Below are 21,526 nucleotides of genomic sequence, written 5' to 3'. Positions count from 1 at the left end.
ATCGGATACAAAATGTATTCGGCAGCCGGTCCCCTTTCTTACTTTTTATACATAAGTGGAGGCGAATTTAGCCTGTTCGAAAACCTTCGGCTACCAGGCGCAACAGGTAAAAAACGGGCAACCGGCAAGGTAGACGAAGTTTATCGACAGGCTGCGGAGGGGTGCTTAATTTGAATTATTTGGAAGTGACTGTAACAACCACGGAAGAAATGTCGGAATCCATCGCCAATCTGTTTTGGGAGCTTGGCGCCGGCGGGGTGGTGATTGAGGACCCCCAGGCAATCAAGCAGCATATTGACGGTCAGCATTGGGATGCCTGGGATATCCCTCAGGAGCTGTTAGATGCAGAAAACATAGAATTAAAAGGGTACTTTCCCATTGATGTCCGCTTAATCGCCACGATGGCTGCCTTCAAGAGAGAGGCTGAGGAAATTAAGCATCTTTTCCCCGGGGGAAGAATTGAAATTACGGAAACAGAAGTGGCGGCGGAAAATTGGGCCACCTCATGGAAAGCCTTTTATAAGCCGGAAAAGATTGGCGCCCGGGTGGTGATTAAACCTTCCTGGGAGCAGTATCAAGAAGATCAAGGTGATGTGGTGGTGGAAATGGACCCGGGGATGGCTTTCGGGACGGGAAATCATCCCACAACGGCGATGTGTATCAGGGCTTTGGAGGATCATGTGTTTCCCGGATGCCGGGTATTGGATATCGGTACAGGGTCGGGAATTTTATCCGTGACTGCCGTGAAGCTGGGGGCGGAAAAGGTGATCGCCGTCGATCATGATCCGGTAAGCATTGATGTCGCCCGGGAGAACATTGCCCTGAACGGGGCCAGTGATAAGGTTACCGTGCTTCAAGGGGATCTGGCCAGCGACATTAAGGAAAGGGTGGATCTGGTCGTGGCGAACATTATCGCCGATGTGATTATCCGGCTGATTCCCCAGGCGGCGGGACTGATCCAACAAAACAGCATCTTTATTTCTTCCGGTATTATTAAAGAGCGCCTCCTTGAAGTGGAAGAAGAACTGGAAAAGCATTCTTTTTATATCGAAAAAGTGATGGAGGAAGGAGAATGGGCGGCAGTGGTCGCACGGCGGAGATAAGGCGATGACCAGGTTTTTTGTCCCAGCGGACCAAATTAGGCCTCCTTTGATCACGATTTTGGGCAGCGATGTGCACCATATCGGCAAAGTACTCAGGTTAAAACCAGGGGATACGGTGCTGATTGCCGATGGGACAGGCCGGGAGTATCTGGCGGAGCTGACCGAGATTACTGCACAAAAAGTGACGGCCCGGATTCAGGACCATTTTTTATCCCATCATGAGCCTCCTTTAGATGTTTATTTACTGCAAGGTTTGCCCAAAGGGGATAAACTGGAATTCATTATCCAGAAGTGTACGGAAGTCGGCGTACGAAAAATTATTCCCATCCATATGGAACGCACCATCGTAAGGCTGCCTGCGGAAAAGGCCAGGGAACGGCGGGAGAGGTGGCAGCGCATTGCCGCGGAAGCTGCCAAACAATGTCAGAGAGGAGTTGTTCCCGAGATCGAGCCGGTATGCGGTTTGGAGCAGGTCCTCCAGGAACTGCCCAAAGAAACGCTGCTGGTGATGCCCTGGGAAGAAGAAAAAAACACCGGCCTCAAAGATATCCTGAAACAGGAGTCGGGAGCATCAGGTCCGGTGGCCGTCCTGATCGGTCCCGAAGGGGGCATTTCCCCTCAAGAGGCAGAGGTCGCCTGCACCTATGGGGCCAAAAAAGCGACTCTGGGGCCGAGAATTTTACGTACGGAAACAGCGGGGCTTGTGACCCTGTCTTTGATTTTATATGAGCTGGGGGATTTGGGAGGAAAAAGCATTGGTTAAACCCAAAGCGGCCATCTATACGTTAGGATGTAAGGTAAATCAAAACGAATCGGATGCCATTATCAGTACTTTAGCCCATGCCGGCTATGAGGAAGTTTCTTTTGAGGATAAAGCCGACGTTTATATTATCAATACCTGCACCGTGACTCACCTGGCAGACCGGAAGTCCCGGCAGATGATCCGGCGGGCGGTCAAAACAAACCCCCGGGCGGTCGTGGCTGTCACAGGCTGTTATGCCCAGACTGCCCCAGGGGAGGTATTAGGGATATCCGGCGTCAATCTGGTGATCGGCACCAGGGACAGGCATCGGCTGGCCGAACTGATCGAGGAAGCGAAGGAAGGGAGAGCACCGATTAATGCCGTGAGGGATATCATGGATGCCCAGGCTTTTGAAGAAATCTCCCAAGAGGAAGTTCTTCCCCATAAATCCCGGGCCTATCTAAAAATTCAAGAGGGATGCAATCAATATTGTTCTTATTGCATTATTCCCTACGCCCGGGGACCGATGCGGAGCCGGCCTGTGGACCGGGTGATCCGTCGGGCTGAGGAATTAGTGGCTGGGGGCTATCAAGAGATTATTCTTACGGGAATTCACACCGGTGCTTACGGTGTTGATCTGGCCGGAAATGTGGATTTGGCATTTCTGGTGGAAAGACTGATCCGGATTGAGGGCCTGAAGCGTTTGCGCATCAGTTCCATTGATCCCCATGAAATTGGGGAAAGACTGTTAAACGTGATAGCCGGTTCCCCCGTGCTCTGCCGTCATTTGCATATTCCCTTGCAGAGCGGCGATGATGCCGTGCTGCAGCGCATGAACCGGGTGTATGATACGGCACAATACGCGGAACTTATTGGCGGGATCAGGCAAAGAGTTCCCGGAATTGCCCTTACCACCGATATCATGGTGGGTTTTCCCGGAGAAACAGAGGAAGAGTTCCTGCATAGCTATCAATTTATTGAAAGGATAGACTTTTCCGGTCTCCATGTTTTTAAATATTCTCCCCGCCAAGGAACTCCCGCCGCAACTTTTCCCCATCAGGTGGCACCGGAAATAAAAGAATCCTGGAGCAATAAATTAATTACCCTGGGGAGAAGGTTATTAAAAAATTATGCCGAAAAACATATAGGTAGTGTTCTAGACGTGTTGGTGGAACAACACACCAGGATATCCGGACAAGCATACTGGGAAGGACATACGGACAACTATTTGCACGTGGCCTTTCCTTCGGCCCAAGATGTCAAAGGCCAATTGATTGATGTCCGCTTGGAAACTTATCGGGATGGTTTTATTTTCGGACATCCAGAGCAGGGAGCAGCTCGTGGGTTGTGATAAGGAGGTGAAAACTATGGACTGTATTTTTTGCAAAATTATTCAGAAAGAGATTCCGGCCCAGATCGTTTATGAAGATGAAGAAATATTAGCTTTCAAAGATATCAGACCGATGGCGCCGGTACATATTTTGCTTATTCCCAAAAAACATATTTCGGATATTTCAGAGATCCTTCCCGAAGATGCGGGATTAATCGGCCGGATTCATCTCGTGGCCGTCAATCTTGCCCGTGAGTTGGGGATGGAAGAGGAAGGATTTAGACTGGTAAATAACTGTAAGTCCAACGGTGGGCAAGAGGTCTTTCACGTGCATTTTCACTTATTGGGAGGAAGAAAGCTGGGAGCTTTTGCCGGATAGGGTTGACTGAAGGCTTTCTTTCTTATATAATATATGTTGTGTATTTTCAGTAGTTCTTGTTTTATTCTTAGCAACATTCGCATCTATATTCACTGCATCATGGATAGTAGCGGAGGGAGGGAGACTAAGGTTGAGTGAAGTTCGAGTAGGCAAAAATGAGACGCTGGACAGCGCGTTACGCCGGTTCAAACGCACATGTCAAAAGGCAGGTGTGATGGCGGAAATCCGGAAGCGCGAGCATTATGAAAAGCCCAGTGTAAAAAGAAAGAAGAAGGCGGAAGCAGCCAGAAAACGTAAGTGGCACTAAACCCTCCGGCTCCAAGTTGGATGAAAAGGACCCGGCATTCGAGAGAATGCCGGGTTTTTATGTCTAGGAATCTATTTAGATCTTGGTAATGATCGCAAATTCATGGGGTATGGATAAATCTCCGGCAATAATCAAGGAAAATCAGACAGTCCTCCGTAAAAAAACTGTTTTTCAGCCAAACAAAGTTTATTTCTCTTTTCACATCAAAGTCCGTGATGTGCAGCTCACAGAGCTGATTATCTTCGATATCCTTTTTGACCGCATGCCGATATAAAAAAGCGATGCCCAGCCCTTTTTGCACAAGATTTTTCGTGGTGTTCACATGCCCTATTTGCATCACGCTCTGAAAATTATCGATGCTGATGTTTTTCTCATGCAGAAGCAACTCCAGGTTTTTTCTTCCTTCCGAGCCCTCCTCGCGAAGGATCAGTCGTTCGGAGATTAAATCATCAAAGGATACCGGAACATGGGCAAATCGATGGTTTTTCGCGCATATCCCTACCAGTTGCTCTCTGAAAAGGAGGGTGCATTGATAATCTGCCTTTCTGAAAAATCCGTCAATAATGGCAAAATCAATATCCCCGTATTTTAACTTTTCCAGCAGATTCTTCGTATTATCTACCACCATAATCAGCTTTTTATCTTCCTCATTTTCCAGATAGTTTGCAATAACCTTGGGCATGAGAAATTCTCCGATGGTCGAGGATGTGCCGAGTTTGATCTGGGTCGGCTTATGCAGGCTTGATTTGATCAGTTCTTTCAGGGTATTGTTGTCGGCAAGCATCTTGGTGGTAAATTCTTCGAGCAGCCGTCCTTGTTTGGTAATGGACAGGGTTCTTCCCCGATAGGAGAATAGCTTTGCCTCATAAAAATCCTCTAAATATTGAATGTGCTGGGATACGGCAGGCTGAGTAATGCCGAGATTCGCAGCCGTTTTTGTGTAATTTTTAGTTTTACATAAATCAACAAAAGTAAGCAATCTGAAATTAATCATTTTATTCCTTCTAGAAATTTTACTTATATATCTATAATAACATATAATTTTATATTATGGTTAAAGTTTGATATAATCAAGAAAAAATTAATATATGTAATTTTTTGTTTATAGTTATTGTTTCAATAATTTAATAAGAACATTAATTAAAACCAAAGAAGAAGCATAATCGGTGATCAGAACGGAAGCTGATCACCCTGAACAGGAAATGGAGGTGCAGTTTCTGGGCGGGGGACAGGACAAGTCGGAAGGAGCTGTGTATAAAAAAAGGCGCATGGAGCAGGATCTGAAACGGGAACTACCCCTATGACTAAAGGAGGAAAGTGGCTGTGACAAAAACACCGAGAAACTACGTCAGCGGATTTACTTAGAATCTCGCTTGGTGCTATGGCAGAAACCCTCCTAAGTTATGCAAAGTGGGAATTCTTTTGATACTTTCAGAATTTATAAAGGTTGAAAGTATAAGTGCAACTAAGGCTTCCGCTGTCGCCAGAGGCTTGGCGCAAGCCAAATCTTCTAATAACTGGGGAATGGGTAGAGCAACCTGCACGGGCAAAAATCATGTGAATAAAAAAGGGGGAGCGAATATGAAGTGGAAAAAGATGCTGGTGTTTGGAGTGGTGTTAACCTTATTTGCCTTCCTGATGACTGGCTGCGGGGGAGGGACAGATACCGGAAAGTCTGCTCCGGAAGGTGGCAGCACAACTGCTGCCGGGGAAGCGGATAAAATCATCCGTTACACGATGACGGTGACCCCGAAATTGGACCCTGGCGTTGGTTCCGACCTGGCAAGTGCATCTGCTTTTGTGAACCTGTATGATACCTTGGTGCTGCCCCGGCATGACGGCAGCGTTGAACCTTGGCTGGCTACGGATTGGACTGTTTCCGAGGACAAGCTCACTTGGGATTTTAAGATCCGGAAGGGTGTTAAATTCCACAGTGGAAATGACCTTACTGCTGCCGACGTGGCCTATAGTATGAACCGGATTATCACCATCGGCGAAGGCTACGGATATCTTTTCCGGGGCCGGATTGCTTCGGCAACCGCCCTTGACGATGATACCGTAAGATTTGTTTGTACCAAGCCTTATGGTCCTTTCCTCTCTACACTGGTTCGTCTGTATATCCTTGACAGTAAATTGCTGGAAGCCAATGTGCAGGATGGCGACTATGGGGACAAAAAAGATTATGGGAAAAATTACCTACTAGAACATGATGCAGGCAGCGGCCCCTATCAATTGAAAGAAATTAAGCAAAACACCTATGTGTGGGGAGAAAAATTCAAGGATTACTGGGCCGGTTTTGATGAGAACAATCCTGATGAGTTCAAATGTATCGGCTCCAATGAGTCCGTAACCGTGAAAACCATGATGTCGCGCAAGGAGCTGGAAATAGCCGACCATTATCAAACAGCGGAAAATACCAAAGCAATGGCGGAAATGGAGGGAGTAAAGATTGCCTCCTCCAATACCGGGGCGATTATGATGATGACCATGAACAACCAAAAGGCGCCTACAGATGATATTCACTATCGAAAAGCTTTGGCCTATATGATCGATTATGATACCATCTGCCAAAATATTTTCCCGGAATCCGTCAAAGCCAAGAGCATGGTTCCCTCCATCTTGTTAGGCTACAATCCGGAGATGTTTACCTATACATATAATCTGGACAAAGCCAAGGAAGAGCTGGCCTTGTCCAAATATGCGGGTCAATTGGATCAGTATCCTTTAGAGGTTGCCTGGGTTGCCGAAACCCCTGACCGGGAAAAACTGGCTCTGGCTGTGCAGGCCTCAGCCCAAAAGATTGGCTTACCTCTTAACATTGTCAAAACTCCCTGGAGCACCATTGTGGAAAAAGCCGCTAACCCCCAAACCACCCCCAATTGTGTCACTGTAGTTTGTCCCCCTTATTATTCTGAGGCCGGTTCTACTTTAGAATCCCAGGTGCGCTCGAAAGAGATCGGTACTTGGGAAAATTGCTCCTGGATCAATAATCATGAATTAGATGGCATGATCGATGATGCCATCGCCACCATTGATGTGAAGGAGCGCACCAAGAAATATATGGATATTCAAAGTAAGATGCGTGACCTGTGCCCCATCATTCCTGTCTGCGAGCAACCGGAGAGAACCGCTTATCAAGCCTCCTATGTGGACTGGAAGGCGGCAATGCCTGACCAGCTTATCCCGGTGATGGGTTATAAATACTATATGAAAAACATCCTTGTCTATCCTGATAAAAAATAAAACGGTTACCTGTGTTGGAGCAAGGATAGCCTCCGGGTTATCCTTGCTTGTACACGGCCGCTATTCTAAGAACATAGTGCAGCAGATGTGGTAGAAAGGTGGTGGGACTGTGTCATTATTGTTGAGCATTGTGAAACGGCTGGGCTGGGCTGTGGTGGTCTTATTCGGCTTGTCCATCGTGACCTTTTCTTTGCTCAGGATTATTCCGGGGGATCCGGCCAGAATGGCTTTGGGCCCTCGGGCCACAGAAGACATTGTGGAACAATACCGGGAGGTGCACCACTTAAATGATCCTTTGCCCGTCCAGTATTCTTACTGGCTGGGCGGTGTGCTCCAGGGAGACTTCGGCACTTCTACGGTGACGCTGCGGCCGGTAACCAGGGATCTGGCCGATTTTGCCCCGGCAACTGTGGAATTGGTTCTTTTTGCCGGTATTCCCCCCATATTCTTTGCCCTGCTCTTTGGGGTGATCGGGGCAAAGCATAAAAACCGGTGGCCGGACTACCTGATTCGGTTTAGCGGGTATATTTGTGTGGCTACCCCGGCCTTTGTTTTTGCGGTATTCTTATTGCTTATTTTCGGCTACTGGCTGCCAATCTTACCTTCCATCGGGGGACAGCTAAGTCCCCAATTTGTGGTGCCGAGAATTATCGGCTTAACCATTTTGGATGCTCTCTTGGGCGGAAGATTCGATATGGCGTGGGATGGATTCCTGCATATTATTCTGCCTGCGATGGCCCTGGGTGTGGGTCATATGATGCAAGAAGCCCGCATTACCCGGTCCAGCATGCTGGATAACATGGGCAAGGATTATATCACAATGATTACCTCCCAAGGCGTGCCCAGCAATATTATTAACCGAAAGTACTTATTAAGACCTTCCGTGATTCCCACAGTTTCCATTATGGGCTTGGACATTGCCGCATTATTTGGAAATGCTTTTTTGGTGGAACAGATCTTTAATTGGCCGGGGCTTTCCCGTTATGGCATCAATGCCATGCTGCAAAAGGATATCAATGCCACCTGTGCCGTCGTGCTTATTTTGGGTGTAGTCTTTGTAACGGCCAACATTGTCGTGGACATTGTGATTATGCTTTTAGACCCCCGGATGCGCCAAAAAAGAGCAAAATAAAGGGTGAGGAGGGTAATGCTGATGGAACTAGTAAAACGTTGTTGGTATCGGTATTCCAGTAACAAGGTTTCTCTGATCGGATTATTTATTGTTGTGTCCGTCATTATCTTAGCCCTATTAGCGCCATGGATCAGTCCTTTTCCGGAGCATGTAGGCGCGGTGATCGATTTTGCGAACAGTTCCCAGCCGCCTAACAGCACCTATCTCTTGGGTACGGATACGGTGGGCCGGGATGTGTTATCCCGTTTGCTCATGTGTTTGCGGAGCACCCTTTTGATGGGGATTGTCGTTCTGAGCATTGCCGTACCGGTGGGATTTATCATTGGTGTGATTGCCGGTTATTTCAAAGATTCCCTGGTTGATTCCATTCTGATGCGCATTACCGATATTTTTCTTTCCGTGCCTCCCTTGGTACTGGCCCTGGCGATTGCTTCCGTGCTGGAGCCGAATCTGAAAAACTCCATGATTGCCATTACCGTGATGTGGTGGCCCTGGTATGCCCGCCTGGCCTATGGCATCGCCTCCTCCTTGCGCACGGAGAATTATATTATTTACGCGGAGCTTACCGGGGCAGGGCTGGGGCATATCATATTCAAAGAATTTTTGCCCAATTGTATTTCCCCCATTTTAACGAAGATGACGCTGGATATGGGGTATGTGATTATTATGGGGGCCACTTTAAGCTTTGCCGGTTTAGGGGAGCAGCCTCCGGCACCGGCCCTCGGCAATATGATCTCCGAAGGAGTAAAATATCTCCCCGATTTATGGTGGCTGACCATTTTCCCGGCCCTTACCATTATCCTCATCGTTTTGGGATTCAACCTTTTCGGGGACGGCATCAGCAATCTGTTTAATGTGGAGGAAGGATAATGGAAAAAAACAATCTTATTTTAGATATTCGCAACCTGTCCATATCCTTTCGTGTTTACGGCAAGATCACCAAGGTGATTGATCAGATCAGTTTTTCTGTGGCCAAAGGACAAAGGGTAGGCCTGGTAGGAGAGTCCGGCTGTGGGAAAACCACTACTTTGCGGGCCATTTTAAATGTCTTGCCCAGCAATGCCATTGTGGCAAGCGGAGAGGTCTTTTTTAACGGACGGGATGTTTTTAAAATGCCTGCCGCCGAACTGGAGCAATTCCGCCGCAAAGGGGCCGGAATGATCTTTCAGGATCCGTCAAGTGCTTTAAACCCCGTGTTCACCATAGGCGACCAGTTGAAGACCGCTTTGAAGTATGCCGGCCAGGGAAAAATGGACAAAGGGGCCCTTTATCAGCAGGTGAAACAGGCTTTGGGCGATGTTTACCTGGCCGACCCGGAACGGATTATGGATAGCTATCCCTTCCAGCTTTCCGGCGGGATGAAGCAGCGGGTCTGTATTGCCGTGACCCTGGCCGCGGGCAGGGAGTTATTATTAGCCGATGAGCCGGGCACCTCCCTGGATGTGACCATTCAGGACCAGATTCTACGCTTGATCAATCAGCTGGTTCTGGACAGGCATTTATCCGTGATTATGGTTTCCCACTCCCTGGGCGTGATCAGGGAAGTGACCAGTTTTGTAAATATCATGTATGCCGGGACCATTGTGGAAAGCGGGGATACCGGCATGGTCTTCCGGCAGCCCAAACACCCTTATACGGTGGCTTTGATGAATTGTGTGCCGAAACTGACCGGAGAGGGAATTGCGGAAGGGGTTCCCGGCCGCATACCGGATTATGCCCACCCTCCTTTGGGTTGCCGTTTCTCACCCAGATGCCCCTATGCCCAAGAGATTTGCCATCAGGAAAGGCCTCCCAGATCAGAGGTGGGCCCCAACCATTGGGTATCCTGCTACTTTGCAAATGAGGTGATGTAATGGCAGAGAAAATTTTAGAGATCAGAGGCTTAAAAAAATATTTTCCTATTAAGAAAGGCTTGGTGGTGAAAGCGGTAGACGGGGTCGACCTGGAGTTGTATAAAGGAGAAACCCTGGGCCTGGTTGGAGAATCCGGTTCCGGCAAAAGCACCATTGCCTATACGCTGGTAGGGATGTATGGGGCTACCGCGGGAGACATGATCTATCAAGGGGACAATATTGCCAAAACCGGCCTCAAGAGGACCATGTGCCAAAAAGGTGAGATTCAGATTGTTTTTCAGGATCCCGGTTCTTCCTTAAATCCCAGGCGCACGATCCAAAAAAGCATGGAGGTGCCGATCCGGATTCATGAAAAAATGTCTCACACCCAAAGGGTGCGGCGGGTGGAGGAATTGCTGGAGGCCGTCGGTTTGCCGAAAGATTTTAAAGATAAGATGCCCAGAAGTATTGGGGGCGGGGAGCGGCAGCTGATTTCCGTGGCCCGGGCCCTAGCCACCAATCCCTCCCTGATGATCCTGGATGAGCCTACCTCCGCCTTAGATGTATCCATCCAGGCCAAAGTGATCCGCAAATTAATGGAGCTGCAGCGAAAATATGATTTAGCCTATTTATTTATTACCCATGACCTCAGTCTGATGCGTAATGTGGCCAACCGGGTAGCCATCATGTACCTGGGCAGGATTTGTGAACTGGCGCCTACGGCTGATTTTTTCCAGAACCCCCTTCATCCCTATACCCAAATGCTTCTTTCCTCCATCCCGGTAGCCACAGAGCAAGAGGAAGCGGTGAAACCGGCGAAGATTCTTTCCGAAGGGGAGATCCCCAGCCCGGTCAATGTGCCCCCGGGATGCAGCTTCCATTTGCGCTGCCGGGATAAGATGCCGATTTGTAGCGGGGAAAGGCCGATGATGCGGGAGGTGTTCCCCCATCATTGGGTTTGTTGTCATAAGTTCTGCCCCGAAAATGGGCAGAATGAAGAATCAAACAGAAGAGGGGCGATGCCTGATGTATCAAAGTGATTTGCAGCTGGCTACAGATTTGCTGGTCAATGATCTGCTGAAGACGAAAAAAGGGGAGGTTTTCGTGATTACGGCGGACACGGAAACAGATCGGCAGGTAGTAGAATTTTTATCCCGGTCCGCCACGATGGCCGGGGCGAAAGCTTTGATTGCCTGGGTAGCTACCCCTTTGAGCGTGAGTGAGGCTGCGGATGTTTACTTACCTCTGGAACCTTTATGCGGTCTTTTGGAGAAAGCGGATATTTGGGTGGAACTGAATGTCCAATGGCTCCTTTATTCCACCCCCTATTATTTTGCCATGAAAAACAATCAGAACCTGCGCCATTTCTGTCTCACCGGCGCCAATGCCCAAACCATGATCCGGTGCGTGGGCCAGATTGATTACCCCGCAATGAGGCGCTTTTCCCGGGCCTTGCACGAAAAAATCAAAAAGGCGAAGAGAGTGGACATGATTGCCCCCTCCGGTGCGGAAATATCCTTTGAAAATGTGGCCGGCCGGCCCATATCCTGTAAGCTGGGCCAGGCTGACCGACCGGGAACCCATCTGTTCGTCGGTCAAATCAGCTGGACACCGGCTTTGGAGAGCATCAACGGCACCATCGTCTTGGATGGTTCGGTGGCACCTGATATCGGCCTCATCCATACGCCGATCAAAATTCATGTTCAGCAGGGAAAAATCGTCTCCCTGTCCGGAGGCAAAGAGGCGCAGGCATATGAGAGCTGGCTGCGAAGTTTTCATCATCCTCAAATGCTCTCGGTAGCGCATGCCGGCATTGGCTTTAATCCGGGTGCTTCCCTGGCGGGAGATATTCTGCAGGACCAGCGGGTTTGGGGGTCCACTACCTGGGGGTTTGGCAGCATTGGGGCCGGTTTATTGCCCCCCAACGGCATTCCTGCTCCCTCCCATTCCGACGCTGTTTCCTTAAACACCAGCATTATTTTAGATGGAGAAGCTTTATGGATCAATGGTGAGGTAGTCAGTGAAGACTTGCAGGAAGATGCCAAAAGGATAAAAAGAGCCTGCTAACCAGGGTAGTAGGCAATTCTTCAATTCAAATGGAGCAAAAAAAATTCCTTTTGAATTCAAGAACTTGCTTTAATATTAACAAAAGAGAGGTGTCAAAAGTGAGTTTTTTGTATGAGTATGAGCTGGGCAAAGCGGCAGATGTCTTGGTACAGGAACTGTTTCAGGTAAAGGAAGGAGAGACCTTCGTTTTAACCGCGGACAGCAATAGCGATGAGCGGGTGGTCAACGCTGCGGCCCGGGCTATTTTTTCCGCCGGGGGCAAGCCGATGGTGATCTGGACCGCCACTCCTTATGGCCCCGGAAAGCAGACGGACGACTTTCTGCCTTCTGAATCCATTCGCGCCGCTTTGCTTCAGGCAGACTGCTGGGTGGAGTTTAATACCATGTATCTTTTGTATTCGGAAACCTATGAAATAGTAGCAAAAAACAATCAAAGACTGCGGTTTTTATGCCTCCCCGCCATGCATACCGATGTATTTGTCCGTCTTTTTGCCCGAACGGACCATGCTGCCTTGAAAGCTTTATTAGATGCGGTCGTAGAAAAAATAAAAAAAGCCAGACATGTAAGAATTACCACCCCGGCGGGAGAAGATGTAGAATTCGATAATCATCCTGACCATCCGGTCAATAGCCGCAACGGCTATGCGGATAAACCCGGCACCCATATGCTGTCCGGCATGGTGTCCTGGGCGCCGGATCTGGACACGGTCAACGGGGTGATCGTTTTTGACGGCTCTTTGGTACCCCAGTTTGGAATTTTGGACACACCGGTGAAGGTATATATGAAAAACGGGGTGATAGAACGAGTAGAAGGGGGGCGCGTTGCTGACGCCTGGGAAAGTTATCTGCGCAACTTCCATCATCCCCAAATGCTTCGGCCTGCCCATGTCTGCTGTGGTTTTCATCCCCAAGCCAAGCTGACGGGTCAAATTGGCGAAGATGAAAGGTTATGGGGCGGGTCCCAATGGGGCTTTGGGGCTGTGGGCAGCTTTTTGATTCCTCCTGCAGGTATTCCGGCGCCCTCCCATATCGACGGCACCTGCCTGAATGCCTCTGTTTATTTAGATGGGGTGCCCATCACCATCAACGGACAAATTGTGGATCAGGATTTGCAGGAATATGCGAAAAAGCTGGGCAAATAGCAAAGAAATGCCCGGGGACAAGGAGGGGTTGATGTGGAGTACAATATCGGCATTGAGATGAGAAATGAGTATAAGAGTTTTGAGCTGGCCAAAGGAGCCATGACGCTGGTCAAAGATATTATGCTGGTTAAACCGGGAGAAAATGTGGCGGTGACAGTCGATACTGCTACCGATAAACGGGTGGCCTATGCTATTGCCAATGCAGTTTTTGCGCTGGGGGCGATGCCGGTGCTGATTCAGCATCCTGTGCAAAAAGAGGCCTTTACCCAGCCCCCGGCACCTGTGGCGGGAGGGGTAGCCCAAGCAGATGTCTGGATAGAGCTGGCCTATCAGACGATCATGCATTCCCCCGCCTTTCGCACTGCGATGGAGTCGGGTGCACGTTATACCTGCCTCACCGGGATGGACGTGGAAATGCTGGTAAACACCATTGCCCAGGTCGATTGTGAAACGGTGATTGAGTTTGGGGAATACCTGGTTAGGGTTTTGGAGCAAGCCGACGAGATCATGGTGCGGTCAAAAAAGGGCACTGATTTGCGGGCATGCAAAAAGGACCGTTATGTGAAACATTCCGGACAAAAAGCTACAAAAAAGGGATTCCCGGTGATGTTATGCGGCCAGGTTACGGTTTGCCCGGTGGAGGAGACGATTGAAGGCTCCCTGGTCTTCGACGGCGCCTTATTCCCTCCTGCCGAGCTGGGTCTGTTAGATGAAGAGATCAGGCTGCAATTCCGAAAGGGCCGGATTACTGAAATTAGCGGGGGACCATCCGCCCGGATTTTTAAAAATTGGCTGGACGCATTTCACGATCCCAACATGTATCGACTGGCCCATTATTCACTGGGTTTCAATCCGGGTGTCACCAGACCCACCGGGCGGATTGTGGAAGATGAACGGGTTTTTGGCTGCATCGAGTTCGGTATCGGCAGTCAGGGCAAATCTTTAGGAGGCTCTTTCTGGACTGCCGCTTCCCATACAGATGGCATCGTATTGCATCCTACCATCATTTTGGATGGCAAGGTATTTGAAGAGGATGGGGTTTATTTGGACCCGGAGGCGCGGGAATTCTGCCGAAAGCTGAGTGTGGCGGGTTACTAACCGGTATTTCTCAGAAGTAAGAAAAAGAGAGGAGAGGCTAAAAATGGAATATAACATTGGGATTGAGATGCGGGATGAATATAAAAGCTTTGAGGTGGCAAAAGGCGCCTTAAAGCTGGTTAAAGAGGTGATGCTGGTTAAGCCCGGAGAAAACGTGGTCATCACCTATGATTCTTCTACCGACCGCCGGGTGGCGGAAGCTGCCGCCAATGCGGCGTTCACGGTAGGGGCCATGCCCACGGTGATTTACTATCCCACGGCAAAAGGGTCTTTTGTAGCTCCCCCTGCCCCCGTAGCCGGAGCCATTGCCCAGGCAGATGTCTGGATCGAGTTTACTTATGCCACCACTATGCATTCCGACGCTTACCGGCAGGCGGTGGATGTCAACGGCGCCCGCTATATCTGCCTTTTAGGCATGGATGTGGAAATGCTGGTCAATACCATTGCCAATGTGGATTATGATTTGGTGATCGAGCTGGGTGAGTATTTTAAGGCCCGGATTGAGCAAGCCAATGAGATCATCATTCAATCCAAGGAAGGTACCAATTTAAAAGGCTCTTTTGGCGGGCGCAAAGTACGCCATTCCGGGCAAAAGGCCACGAAAAAAGGCTATCCGGTGATGCTTTGCGGTCAGACGAGCTGGTGTCCTGTTGAGGAGACGATTGAAGGGACCCTGGTGTTTGATGGGGCGATTTTTCCGCCTACGGAGCTGGGGATCATCAAACACCCAGTTTGCTTGGAGTTTAAGGCGGGCCGGATTGTGGACGTGACCGGGGACGGGCCGGAGGCCCAAATCTTCAAGAACTGGCTGGACTCTTTTCACGATCCCAATATGTACCGTCTGGCCCATTATTCTCAAGGCTTCAATCCTGGGGTAACCAAGCCCACGGGCCGGATTGTGGAAGATGAGCGGGTCTTTGGCTGCATGGAATTCGGCATCGGCAGCCAGGGGGTCACGGTGGGCGGAGCTTATTGGCATGCGGCCGCTCATACCGACGGCACCGTTTTGCATCCTACCATGATTTTGGATGGAGAGGTGTTTGAACAAGATGGGGTCTATTTGAATGCCATTGCCCGGGAGTTCGCCCGAAAATTGGGTGTAGCCGGATATTAAGTCCAGATACGGCAAGGGAGATGAGCCAATGCCTAAAAAGATATTGTATATCAAGCCGACCAGCTATAGCACGATGAATCAGGAAACCAAAGAGTATCTGGAAAAATACAAAGATGACAACACCATTGTCGATGTGGTCAATGTTTCCAAAGGGCCTAAGCATCTGGAAGCGCTCTATTACGAAGCACTGGCTTCCACGGAAATATTGAGACTGGTGAAGGAAGGGGAAAATCAGGGTTATGACGCCGCCATTATCGGCTGTTTTTACGATCCGGTACTTTATGCCGCCCGGGAAATTTGTGAGCACATGGTGGTAACTGCTCCGGAAGAATCCTCCCTCCACTTGGCGGCAAGCCTGGGGAACACTTTTTCCATTATTGTGGGTCGGAATAAATGGATCCTAACCATGCGCGATAATGTGGATAAGTATGGTTTTACCAAGAAATTGGCTTCTTTCCGCAGTTTAGATATGGGGGTTTTACAATTCCATGCCGCTCCCGGCACCACCGAAAAGCGGATGCGGCAGGAAATAGCTCTGGCCATTGAAAAAGACCGGGCGGAAATCATTATCTTAGGCTGTACCATGCAATTTGGTTTTTTTGCGCAATTACAGAAGGAGTTTTCCGTGCCTGTGATTGATTCCATGTTGGCTGCCTTAAAATATGCCGAACTTTTAGTGGAAGTGAGAGAGAAGATGAATTGGTATACCAGTAAGATTGGCAGCTTTACCCTTCCCGATAGAGGAGAGATTAAAGAGTGGCATATTGAAGAGGATTATCATCTCGAAGGCTTATGGAATGAACGTAAAGATCAAGAATAAACTTTAAAGGAGCAATTGGTATGGATTTATCTATTTTCCCGCGACGCCGCTATTATCAGGGCCCTACCCCGATTGAGAAGCTGGAACGTTTATCCCGGATCTGGGATGGCCCTAATATCTTCATGAAAAGGGATGATACGCTGGGGGCGGCCTTTGGGGGCAACAAAACAAGAAAACTGGAATTTTTGGTTGCAGAGGCTATCCAACAAGGATGTGATACCTTAATTACCTGTGGCGCGGTGCAATCAAATCATTGCCGGCTGACCCTGGCCACTGCTGTCAAAGAAGGAATGAAGTGTCGTCTGGTTTTGGAAGAAAGGGTACCGGGTAGCTATCATCCCCAATCATCAGGAAATAACTTCCTTTTTCATTTACTGGGGGTGGAAACGGTTACCGTGGTCCCCGGTGGCACTAACCTGATGGAGGTGATGGAAAAAGAAGCTGTGAAAGTAGCGGACTTGGGACGGAAGGCGTACATTATCCCTACGGGCGGTTCCAATGAGGTGGGAGATTTGGGCTATATGGTTTGTGCCCAGGAGATGATCCGACAGAGCTTTGACATGGGAATTACCTTTCATAAAATCGTCGTTACCAGTGGCAGCGGCGGTACCCATTCCGGTTTGTTACTGGGGTTAAGAGCCTATCATTATGATGTGCCGGTGATTGGGATCTCGATCAATAGAAAAAGCGAGTCGGAAAAAGACTTGCTCCAAGGGATTATCAATAAAACCATTGCCAAACTGGATCTAGACATTACGATCCCTAGAGAAGATATTCTTGTTTTTGATGAATATGTGGGAGAGGGCTATTCCCGGCCCACCCAGGCCATGGTTGATGCCGTGGATCTTGTGGCAAAAACGGAAGGAATCCTTCTTGATCCGGTTTATACCGGTAAATGCATGTCCGGCTTAATCGACCTGATCAAAAAGGGTTATTTCAAAAAAGGGGAAAATGTCCTCTTTCTGCATACCGGGGGAGCCCCTTCCCTATATGCTTATTTACCGATTTTTTATGAGAAATTTGCTCAGAATCAATAAGTTTTTCACAGCACCTTGATCGTACTATAAAGATCCATTACCCCCTGTACTTCCGGAGGAATTCCCCATATTTTTTCCCCAGCAGGGGGGTTCCCCCGGAAAGCACAAAATTCTAGGACAATGGGCAATCATAAGGAGATAAAGATGGAAAAGATACTGAACCGGATCATAGACGGCTGTCAGGATGAGTTGCTGGCTACTGTCCAGCGCCTGATCGCCTTTAACAGTGTTTATGAAGAAAGCAAGGATCCTCAGGCCCCCTTTGGTGCCCCAATAGCTGCTGCTTTAGAGGAGGCTTTGGCGGTCGGGCGGAATATGGGTTTTGCCACCAAGAATTTAGACGGGTATGCCGGTATTATTGACTATGGTGCGGGGGGGAAAATGATCGGAGTCCTTTCCCATATTGATATCGTGCCGGCGGGAGAGGGTTGGACCTATCCCCCTTTTGCAGGGAAAGTGGTAGATGGGAAACTCTTTGGCCGTGGTTCCATTGATGATAAAGGACCTCTGGTAGCATCCCTTTTTGCCATGAAAGCGATTAAAGAAAGTGGCTTGCCGGTGCAAAACCGGTTGCGGCATATCATTGGCACCGATGAAGAGACGGGGTTCCGCTGCATTCAATACTATCTCTCGAAAGAGGAAAAGCCCTGGGGCGGTTTTTCTCCGGATGGTGAATTTCCCGTAATACACGGAGAAAAAGCCATTATTCGTTTTACGATTCAGCAGGATTGGCCATGGGAAAAAGAACCCGCCGGGCTCACAATCAGAGAGGTGAAGGGGGGCACTAGAGTAAATGTGGTGCCGGCGGAGGCCAGTGTTGAATTATGGGGAGATCAGGCTGATTTGATGACGCTCAATGCTTTCATAGAGGCCTGTCCGCACAAGGATGCCTTAAGTTTAATGCAAGAAAGAGGTTTTTTTGTCGTTAGAGCCAAGGGGCAAAGTGCCCACTCTGCTCAGCCCTGGAATGGCATCAATGCCATCAACCTATTGCTGGGATTTTTAAGAGACCTGAAACCGATGCCTCAGCGGGCAGAGAAGTATATTTGTGCTTTAGCGGATCTTTTTGCTGACGGTTATCAGGGGGAAAAACTGGGTATCTCTTGTGCAGACGATATCTCTGGCCCGCTGACCCTCTCTCTCGGTGTGCTCACTATATCTCCTGAGGGAGGAAAGGCTGCCTTTGATCTGCGTTTTCCAATCCATGCCGATAAAGAGGATATCTGGGGAAAGATTGTCGCTGCCTGTCGGCAAAGAGGGCTGGAGCCTGTGATGGTGCAGGATAAAGCGCCCCTTTATGTTCCCAAAGACGCTTCTTTGGTGCAAACTTTGTGGAAAGTGTATCAAGAAATGACTAACCGTTCGGAAGAGCCTGTAGTAATTGGGGGAGGCACCTATTGCCGGGCGATGGAGAATTTTGTAGCCTACGGACCTGTTTTCCCGGGACAAAGAGAATTGGCTCATGAAATTGACGAATACATTACGGTAGAGGATCTTATGCTCTGTACGAAAATTTATGCCCAGGCCTTATACCTGCTCCTTAAGTAACCAGCATGTTATTGGCAGCGGGAGTATTCTTATGAAAGGGAGCTGTCCCGTCACGGAAGTGATGGGCAGCTTTTTCTTTTGGGATATAGTCTTTGTCCTCCATCGACCTGAGCAGGTGTGGAAGACTTTGCCTCGGCAGCCTGTCCGGGCGATGTATGCTTTCGGAACGGATGTGAGATGCTAGAAATGGCTTCCGTGCCCCGGTTATCATTGTCAAAAGACGTAAAATATTGGTATAATAAAACGTAAGTTGGGTATTTTCTTAAAATGAGGTGACTAGATGAAAAAATCGGCTCTTCAGGTTTTGTGTGCAGTAATATTGTTTTTCTCGCTCGTGGTGCCTGTTTTTGCCAAACCCGGCGACTTGGTTTATGTGGTACCGATCAAGGGCACCATTGATCCTGGCTTGGCCACTTTTGTGGAAAGAATTTATGAAGAAGCGGAACAAGCAGGTGCTGCCAGAGTGATTTTGGAAATCGATACCTACGGAGGCTATATTGACGCCGCCATTCGGATCAAAGAACGGGCCCTGGCATCTACCGTACCCACATCCAGCTTTGTCACGAAGAAGGCCATTTCGGCCGGAGCATTGATTACGCTGGCAGGCGAAAAGATTTTTATGGCAAGCGGAACCACGATTGGGGCAGCGGAACCCAGGGCGGGAGAGGAGAAAGCGGATGAAAAAGTGGTTTCCATGTGGGCCCAGGAGCTGAGAGCAACGGCGGAGGCTTACGGCCGGGATGGGAACATTGCGGCTGCCATGGCTGACTCGGACATCGTCATTCCCGGGTTGAAGGAAAAGGGGAAACTGCTTACTTTAACCCAAAAGCAGGCCTTGGACCTAAAATTCGCCGATTATGCCGCTCTTGACCGGGCAGAGGTGCTGAAGCTGTCGGATCTGAGCGGTGCCCGGATTGTGGAGGTCCAGCCCGGTCCGGCGGAAATGCTGGCCCGCTGGGCCACCAGCCCTTATGTCAGCCCTGTTCTTTTGACTTTAGGGATTGCAGGCCTGGTTTTGGAGATTTTGACCATCGGATGGGGCATTGCCGGCACCATCGGCTTGATTTCCATGGGATTATATTTTGGCGGGCATATCCTGGCCGGCTTCACCGGATGGGAAGCGATCCTATTATTTATGGTAGGAATTATTTTGCTTTTAGTGGAAGCATTGGTGGTGCCGGGCTTTGGTTTTGCCGGCGTTGCCGGTATTGCCGCGCTGGTGGTGAGTATCGTCATGTCTTCTGCCAGTATGGAGCAGGCTGTGATCTCCCTTATCATAGCCTTGCTCGGAACAGCAGTTCTCGTAGTGGCCAGCTTTAAATTTGTCAAGACCAGACGGGTGTGGAGCCGTTTGATCTTAGGGTTGCGCCAGGAAAAATCCGCCGGTTATGTAGCACCGGAGGAAAGTCTGACCCAATTCTTAGGGGCGGAAGGCATCACCATCACCCCCCTTCGGCCTGCAGGGGCGATCGAAATTGCCGGAGTGCGGATTGATGTGGTATCTGAAGGCGGTTTTGTTCCCCGGGAAACAAAGGTTAAAGTGGTGAAGGTGGAAGGTACTCGGGTCGTAGTAAGACAAAGTAACGAAGGTTAAGAAGGTTAAAAGGAGGAAAAATTCATGTTTTTTGAGTTAAGCGGGCTAATTCTTTTTGTTTTGATTCTAATCGCTGTGGTTATTATTTTCAGCTTTATTCCCGTCGGTTTATGGATTTCTGCCTTGGCGGCCGGGGTGAAGGTGGGCATCATTGATTTGATCGGCATGCGCTTGAGAAGGGTAGCACCGTCGAAGATTGTCAACCCCCAGATTAAAGCGGAAAAAGCCGGTTTGGATGTAAGCATTGGCAAGCTGGAAGCCCATTATTTAGCCGGAGGTAATGTGGACCGGGTGGTGAATGCGCTGATTGCCGCGGAGCGGGCCAATATTCCTTTGGCCTTTGAACGGGCGGCAGCCATTGATTTGGCCGGACGTAACGTGCTGGAGGCAGTACAGATGAGCGTGAATCCCAAGGTGATTGAAACTCCGGTGATTGCGGGTGTGGCCAAAGACGGCATTGAAGTGAAGGCGAAAGCCCGGGTAACGGTAAGAGCAAATATTGACCGGTTAGTTGGCGGCGCGGGAGAAGAGACGATTATTGCCCGGGTGGGTGAAGGGATTGTCACTACGGTGGGATCCAGTATATCTCACAAAGAGGTGCTGGAAAACCCGGATAAAATATCCCATACGGTACTGAGCAAAGGTTTGGATGCAGGAACGGCCTTTGAGATTCTCTCCATTGATATCGCTGATGTGGATGTAGGCCGGAATATCGGCGCCCAGCTGCAGACGGATCAGGCGGAAGCGGACAAGCGGATTGCCCAGGCGAAGGCGGAAGAACGCCGGGCTATGGCTGTGGCAAAAGAACAGGAAATGCTGGCGTCCGTCCAGGAGATGAGAGCAAAGGTAGTAGAGGCAGAGGCGGAAGTGCCCCAGGCTTTGGCAGACGCCTTCCGGCTGGGTAAACTGGGCGTGATGGATTATTACAATATGCAAAATGTCCTGGCCGATACGAAAATGAGGGAAAGCATTTCCGGAATGGGAAAAGATCCCTCTGCGTCAGTTCCCGAACCCGGCAAGAGATAAACTATTTGAATA

At 49.3% G+C, this 21,526-nt stretch carries 22 protein-coding genes; 21 read left to right on the top strand and 1 reads right to left on the bottom strand.

Translation table 11 applies throughout. The features are described 5' to 3' along the window. Positions 1-170 precede the first annotated feature (170 nt). The 5 genes from prmA (at position 171) to rpsU (ending at position 3,861) form a co-directional block, all read left to right on the top strand. Positions 171-1,103: a 50S ribosomal protein L11 methyltransferase gene (gene prmA / locus DCMF_RS11775; protein WP_148134610.1), complete on the top strand. Its 933-nt coding sequence runs from the start codon at positions 171-173 to the stop codon at positions 1,101-1,103. A 4-nt stretch (positions 1,104-1,107) separates the two neighbouring features. After that, on the top strand, positions 1,108-1,866 hold the full coding sequence (locus DCMF_RS11770; protein ID WP_148134609.1) for a 16S rRNA (uracil(1498)-N(3))-methyltransferase: 759 nt from the start codon (positions 1,108-1,110) through the stop codon (positions 1,864-1,866). Then, the gene (gene mtaB / locus DCMF_RS11765; RefSeq protein ID WP_236860254.1) at positions 1,859-3,196 is read left to right on the top strand and encodes a tRNA (N(6)-L-threonylcarbamoyladenosine(37)-C(2))-methylthiotransferase MtaB; all 1,338 of its coding nucleotides are present in this window, start codon (positions 1,859-1,861) and stop codon (positions 3,194-3,196) included. Before DCMF_RS11770 ends, mtaB begins: the two co-directional genes overlap by 8 nt. A gap of 16 nt (positions 3,197-3,212) precedes the next feature. After that, positions 3,213-3,554: a histidine triad nucleotide-binding protein gene (locus DCMF_RS11760; protein ID WP_148134607.1), complete on the top strand. Its 342-nt coding sequence runs from the start codon at positions 3,213-3,215 to the stop codon at positions 3,552-3,554. A gap of 130 nt (positions 3,555-3,684) precedes the next feature. After that, positions 3,685-3,861 (top strand): 30S ribosomal protein S21, encoded by a 177-nt coding sequence (gene rpsU / locus DCMF_RS11755; RefSeq protein WP_148134606.1) that lies wholly within the window; start codon positions 3,685-3,687, stop codon positions 3,859-3,861. Between the two features lie 100 nt (positions 3,862-3,961). Here rpsU and DCMF_RS11750 read toward each other — a convergent pair whose 3' ends face one another. After that, positions 3,962-4,855, bottom strand: a complete 894-nt coding sequence (locus tag DCMF_RS11750) for a LysR family transcriptional regulator (RefSeq protein WP_148134605.1) — start codon at positions 4,853-4,855, stop codon at positions 3,962-3,964. 172 nt (positions 4,856-5,027) lie between these two features. Here DCMF_RS11750 and DCMF_RS29210 point away from each other — a divergent pair, with 172 nt between their 5' ends. The 16 genes from DCMF_RS29210 (at position 5,028) to floA (ending at position 21,514) form a co-directional block, all read left to right on the top strand. Next, entirely contained in the window at positions 5,028-5,165 is a 138-nt protein-coding gene (locus tag DCMF_RS29210) for a hypothetical protein (protein WP_214659284.1), read from the top strand. A 277-nt stretch (positions 5,166-5,442) separates the two neighbouring features. After that, complete coding sequence (locus DCMF_RS11745) at positions 5,443-7,104, top strand: ABC transporter substrate-binding protein (protein ID WP_214659283.1); 1,662 nt, start codon at positions 5,443-5,445, stop codon at positions 7,102-7,104. A gap of 109 nt (positions 7,105-7,213) precedes the next feature. Beyond that, positions 7,214-8,236 (top strand): ABC transporter permease, encoded by a 1,023-nt coding sequence (locus tag DCMF_RS11740; RefSeq protein WP_148134603.1) that lies wholly within the window; start codon positions 7,214-7,216, stop codon positions 8,234-8,236. 21 nt (positions 8,237-8,257) lie between these two features. Then, positions 8,258-9,106: an ABC transporter permease gene (locus DCMF_RS11735; RefSeq protein WP_236860253.1), complete on the top strand. Its 849-nt coding sequence runs from the start codon at positions 8,258-8,260 to the stop codon at positions 9,104-9,106. After that, complete coding sequence (locus DCMF_RS11730) at positions 9,106-10,089, top strand: ABC transporter ATP-binding protein (RefSeq protein WP_148134601.1); 984 nt, start codon at positions 9,106-9,108, stop codon at positions 10,087-10,089. Before DCMF_RS11735 ends, DCMF_RS11730 begins: the two co-directional genes overlap by 1 nt. After that, the gene (locus tag DCMF_RS11725) at positions 10,089-11,108 is read left to right on the top strand and encodes an ABC transporter ATP-binding protein (RefSeq protein WP_148134600.1); all 1,020 of its coding nucleotides are present in this window, start codon (positions 10,089-10,091) and stop codon (positions 11,106-11,108) included. Before DCMF_RS11730 ends, DCMF_RS11725 begins: the two co-directional genes overlap by 1 nt. After that, entirely contained in the window at positions 11,095-12,135 is a 1,041-nt protein-coding gene (locus DCMF_RS11720) for a 2,5-dihydroxypyridine 5,6-dioxygenase NicX family protein (protein ID WP_148134599.1), read from the top strand. The genes DCMF_RS11725 and DCMF_RS11720 overlap by 14 nt, the downstream gene beginning before the upstream one ends. Before the next feature lie 98 nt (positions 12,136-12,233). After that, positions 12,234-13,277 (top strand): 2,5-dihydroxypyridine 5,6-dioxygenase NicX family protein, encoded by a 1,044-nt coding sequence (locus tag DCMF_RS11715; RefSeq protein ID WP_148134598.1) that lies wholly within the window; start codon positions 12,234-12,236, stop codon positions 13,275-13,277. Positions 13,278-13,310: 33 nt separating this feature from the next. Next, positions 13,311-14,375, top strand: a complete 1,065-nt coding sequence (locus DCMF_RS11710) for an aminopeptidase (RefSeq protein WP_236860252.1) — start codon at positions 13,311-13,313, stop codon at positions 14,373-14,375. Positions 14,376-14,418: 43 nt separating this feature from the next. Next, positions 14,419-15,489, top strand: coding sequence for a 2,5-dihydroxypyridine 5,6-dioxygenase NicX family protein (locus tag DCMF_RS11705; RefSeq protein ID WP_148134597.1), 1,071 nt, complete (start codon positions 14,419-14,421; stop codon positions 15,487-15,489). Between the two features lie 28 nt (positions 15,490-15,517). Continuing rightward, on the top strand, positions 15,518-16,309 hold the full coding sequence (locus DCMF_RS11700; RefSeq protein WP_148134596.1) for an aspartate/glutamate racemase family protein: 792 nt from the start codon (positions 15,518-15,520) through the stop codon (positions 16,307-16,309). A gap of 20 nt (positions 16,310-16,329) precedes the next feature. Continuing rightward, positions 16,330-17,346 carry a D-cysteate sulfo-lyase gene (gene cuyA, locus DCMF_RS11695; RefSeq protein WP_148134595.1) on the top strand — a complete coding sequence of 339 codons (1,017 nt, stop codon included), beginning with the start codon at positions 16,330-16,332 and terminating at the stop codon, positions 17,344-17,346. A 144-nt stretch (positions 17,347-17,490) separates the two neighbouring features. Beyond that, positions 17,491-18,894: a dipeptidase PepV gene (gene pepV, locus DCMF_RS11690; protein ID WP_214659282.1), complete on the top strand. Its 1,404-nt coding sequence runs from the start codon at positions 17,491-17,493 to the stop codon at positions 18,892-18,894. Between the two features lie 31 nt (positions 18,895-18,925). Then, positions 18,926-19,078: a hypothetical protein gene (locus DCMF_RS29205; protein WP_214659281.1), complete on the top strand. Its 153-nt coding sequence runs from the start codon at positions 18,926-18,928 to the stop codon at positions 19,076-19,078. 96 nt (positions 19,079-19,174) lie between these two features. Then, positions 19,175-20,488, top strand: coding sequence for an NfeD family protein (locus DCMF_RS11685; protein WP_148134593.1), 1,314 nt, complete (start codon positions 19,175-19,177; stop codon positions 20,486-20,488). 24 nt (positions 20,489-20,512) lie between these two features. After that, positions 20,513-21,514, top strand: coding sequence for a flotillin-like protein FloA (floA, locus tag DCMF_RS11680; protein ID WP_148134592.1), 1,002 nt, complete (start codon positions 20,513-20,515; stop codon positions 21,512-21,514). The last annotated feature ends 12 nt before the right edge of the window (positions 21,515-21,526 follow it).

This window comes from Candidatus Formimonas warabiya, assembly GCF_002777255.1.
GTDB lineage: Bacteria > Bacillota > Dehalobacteriia > Dehalobacteriales > Dehalobacteriaceae > Formimonas > Formimonas warabiya.
The sequence above is the reverse complement of the archived record's forward strand: the minus strand, read 5'-3'. Positions and strand labels throughout refer to the sequence as shown.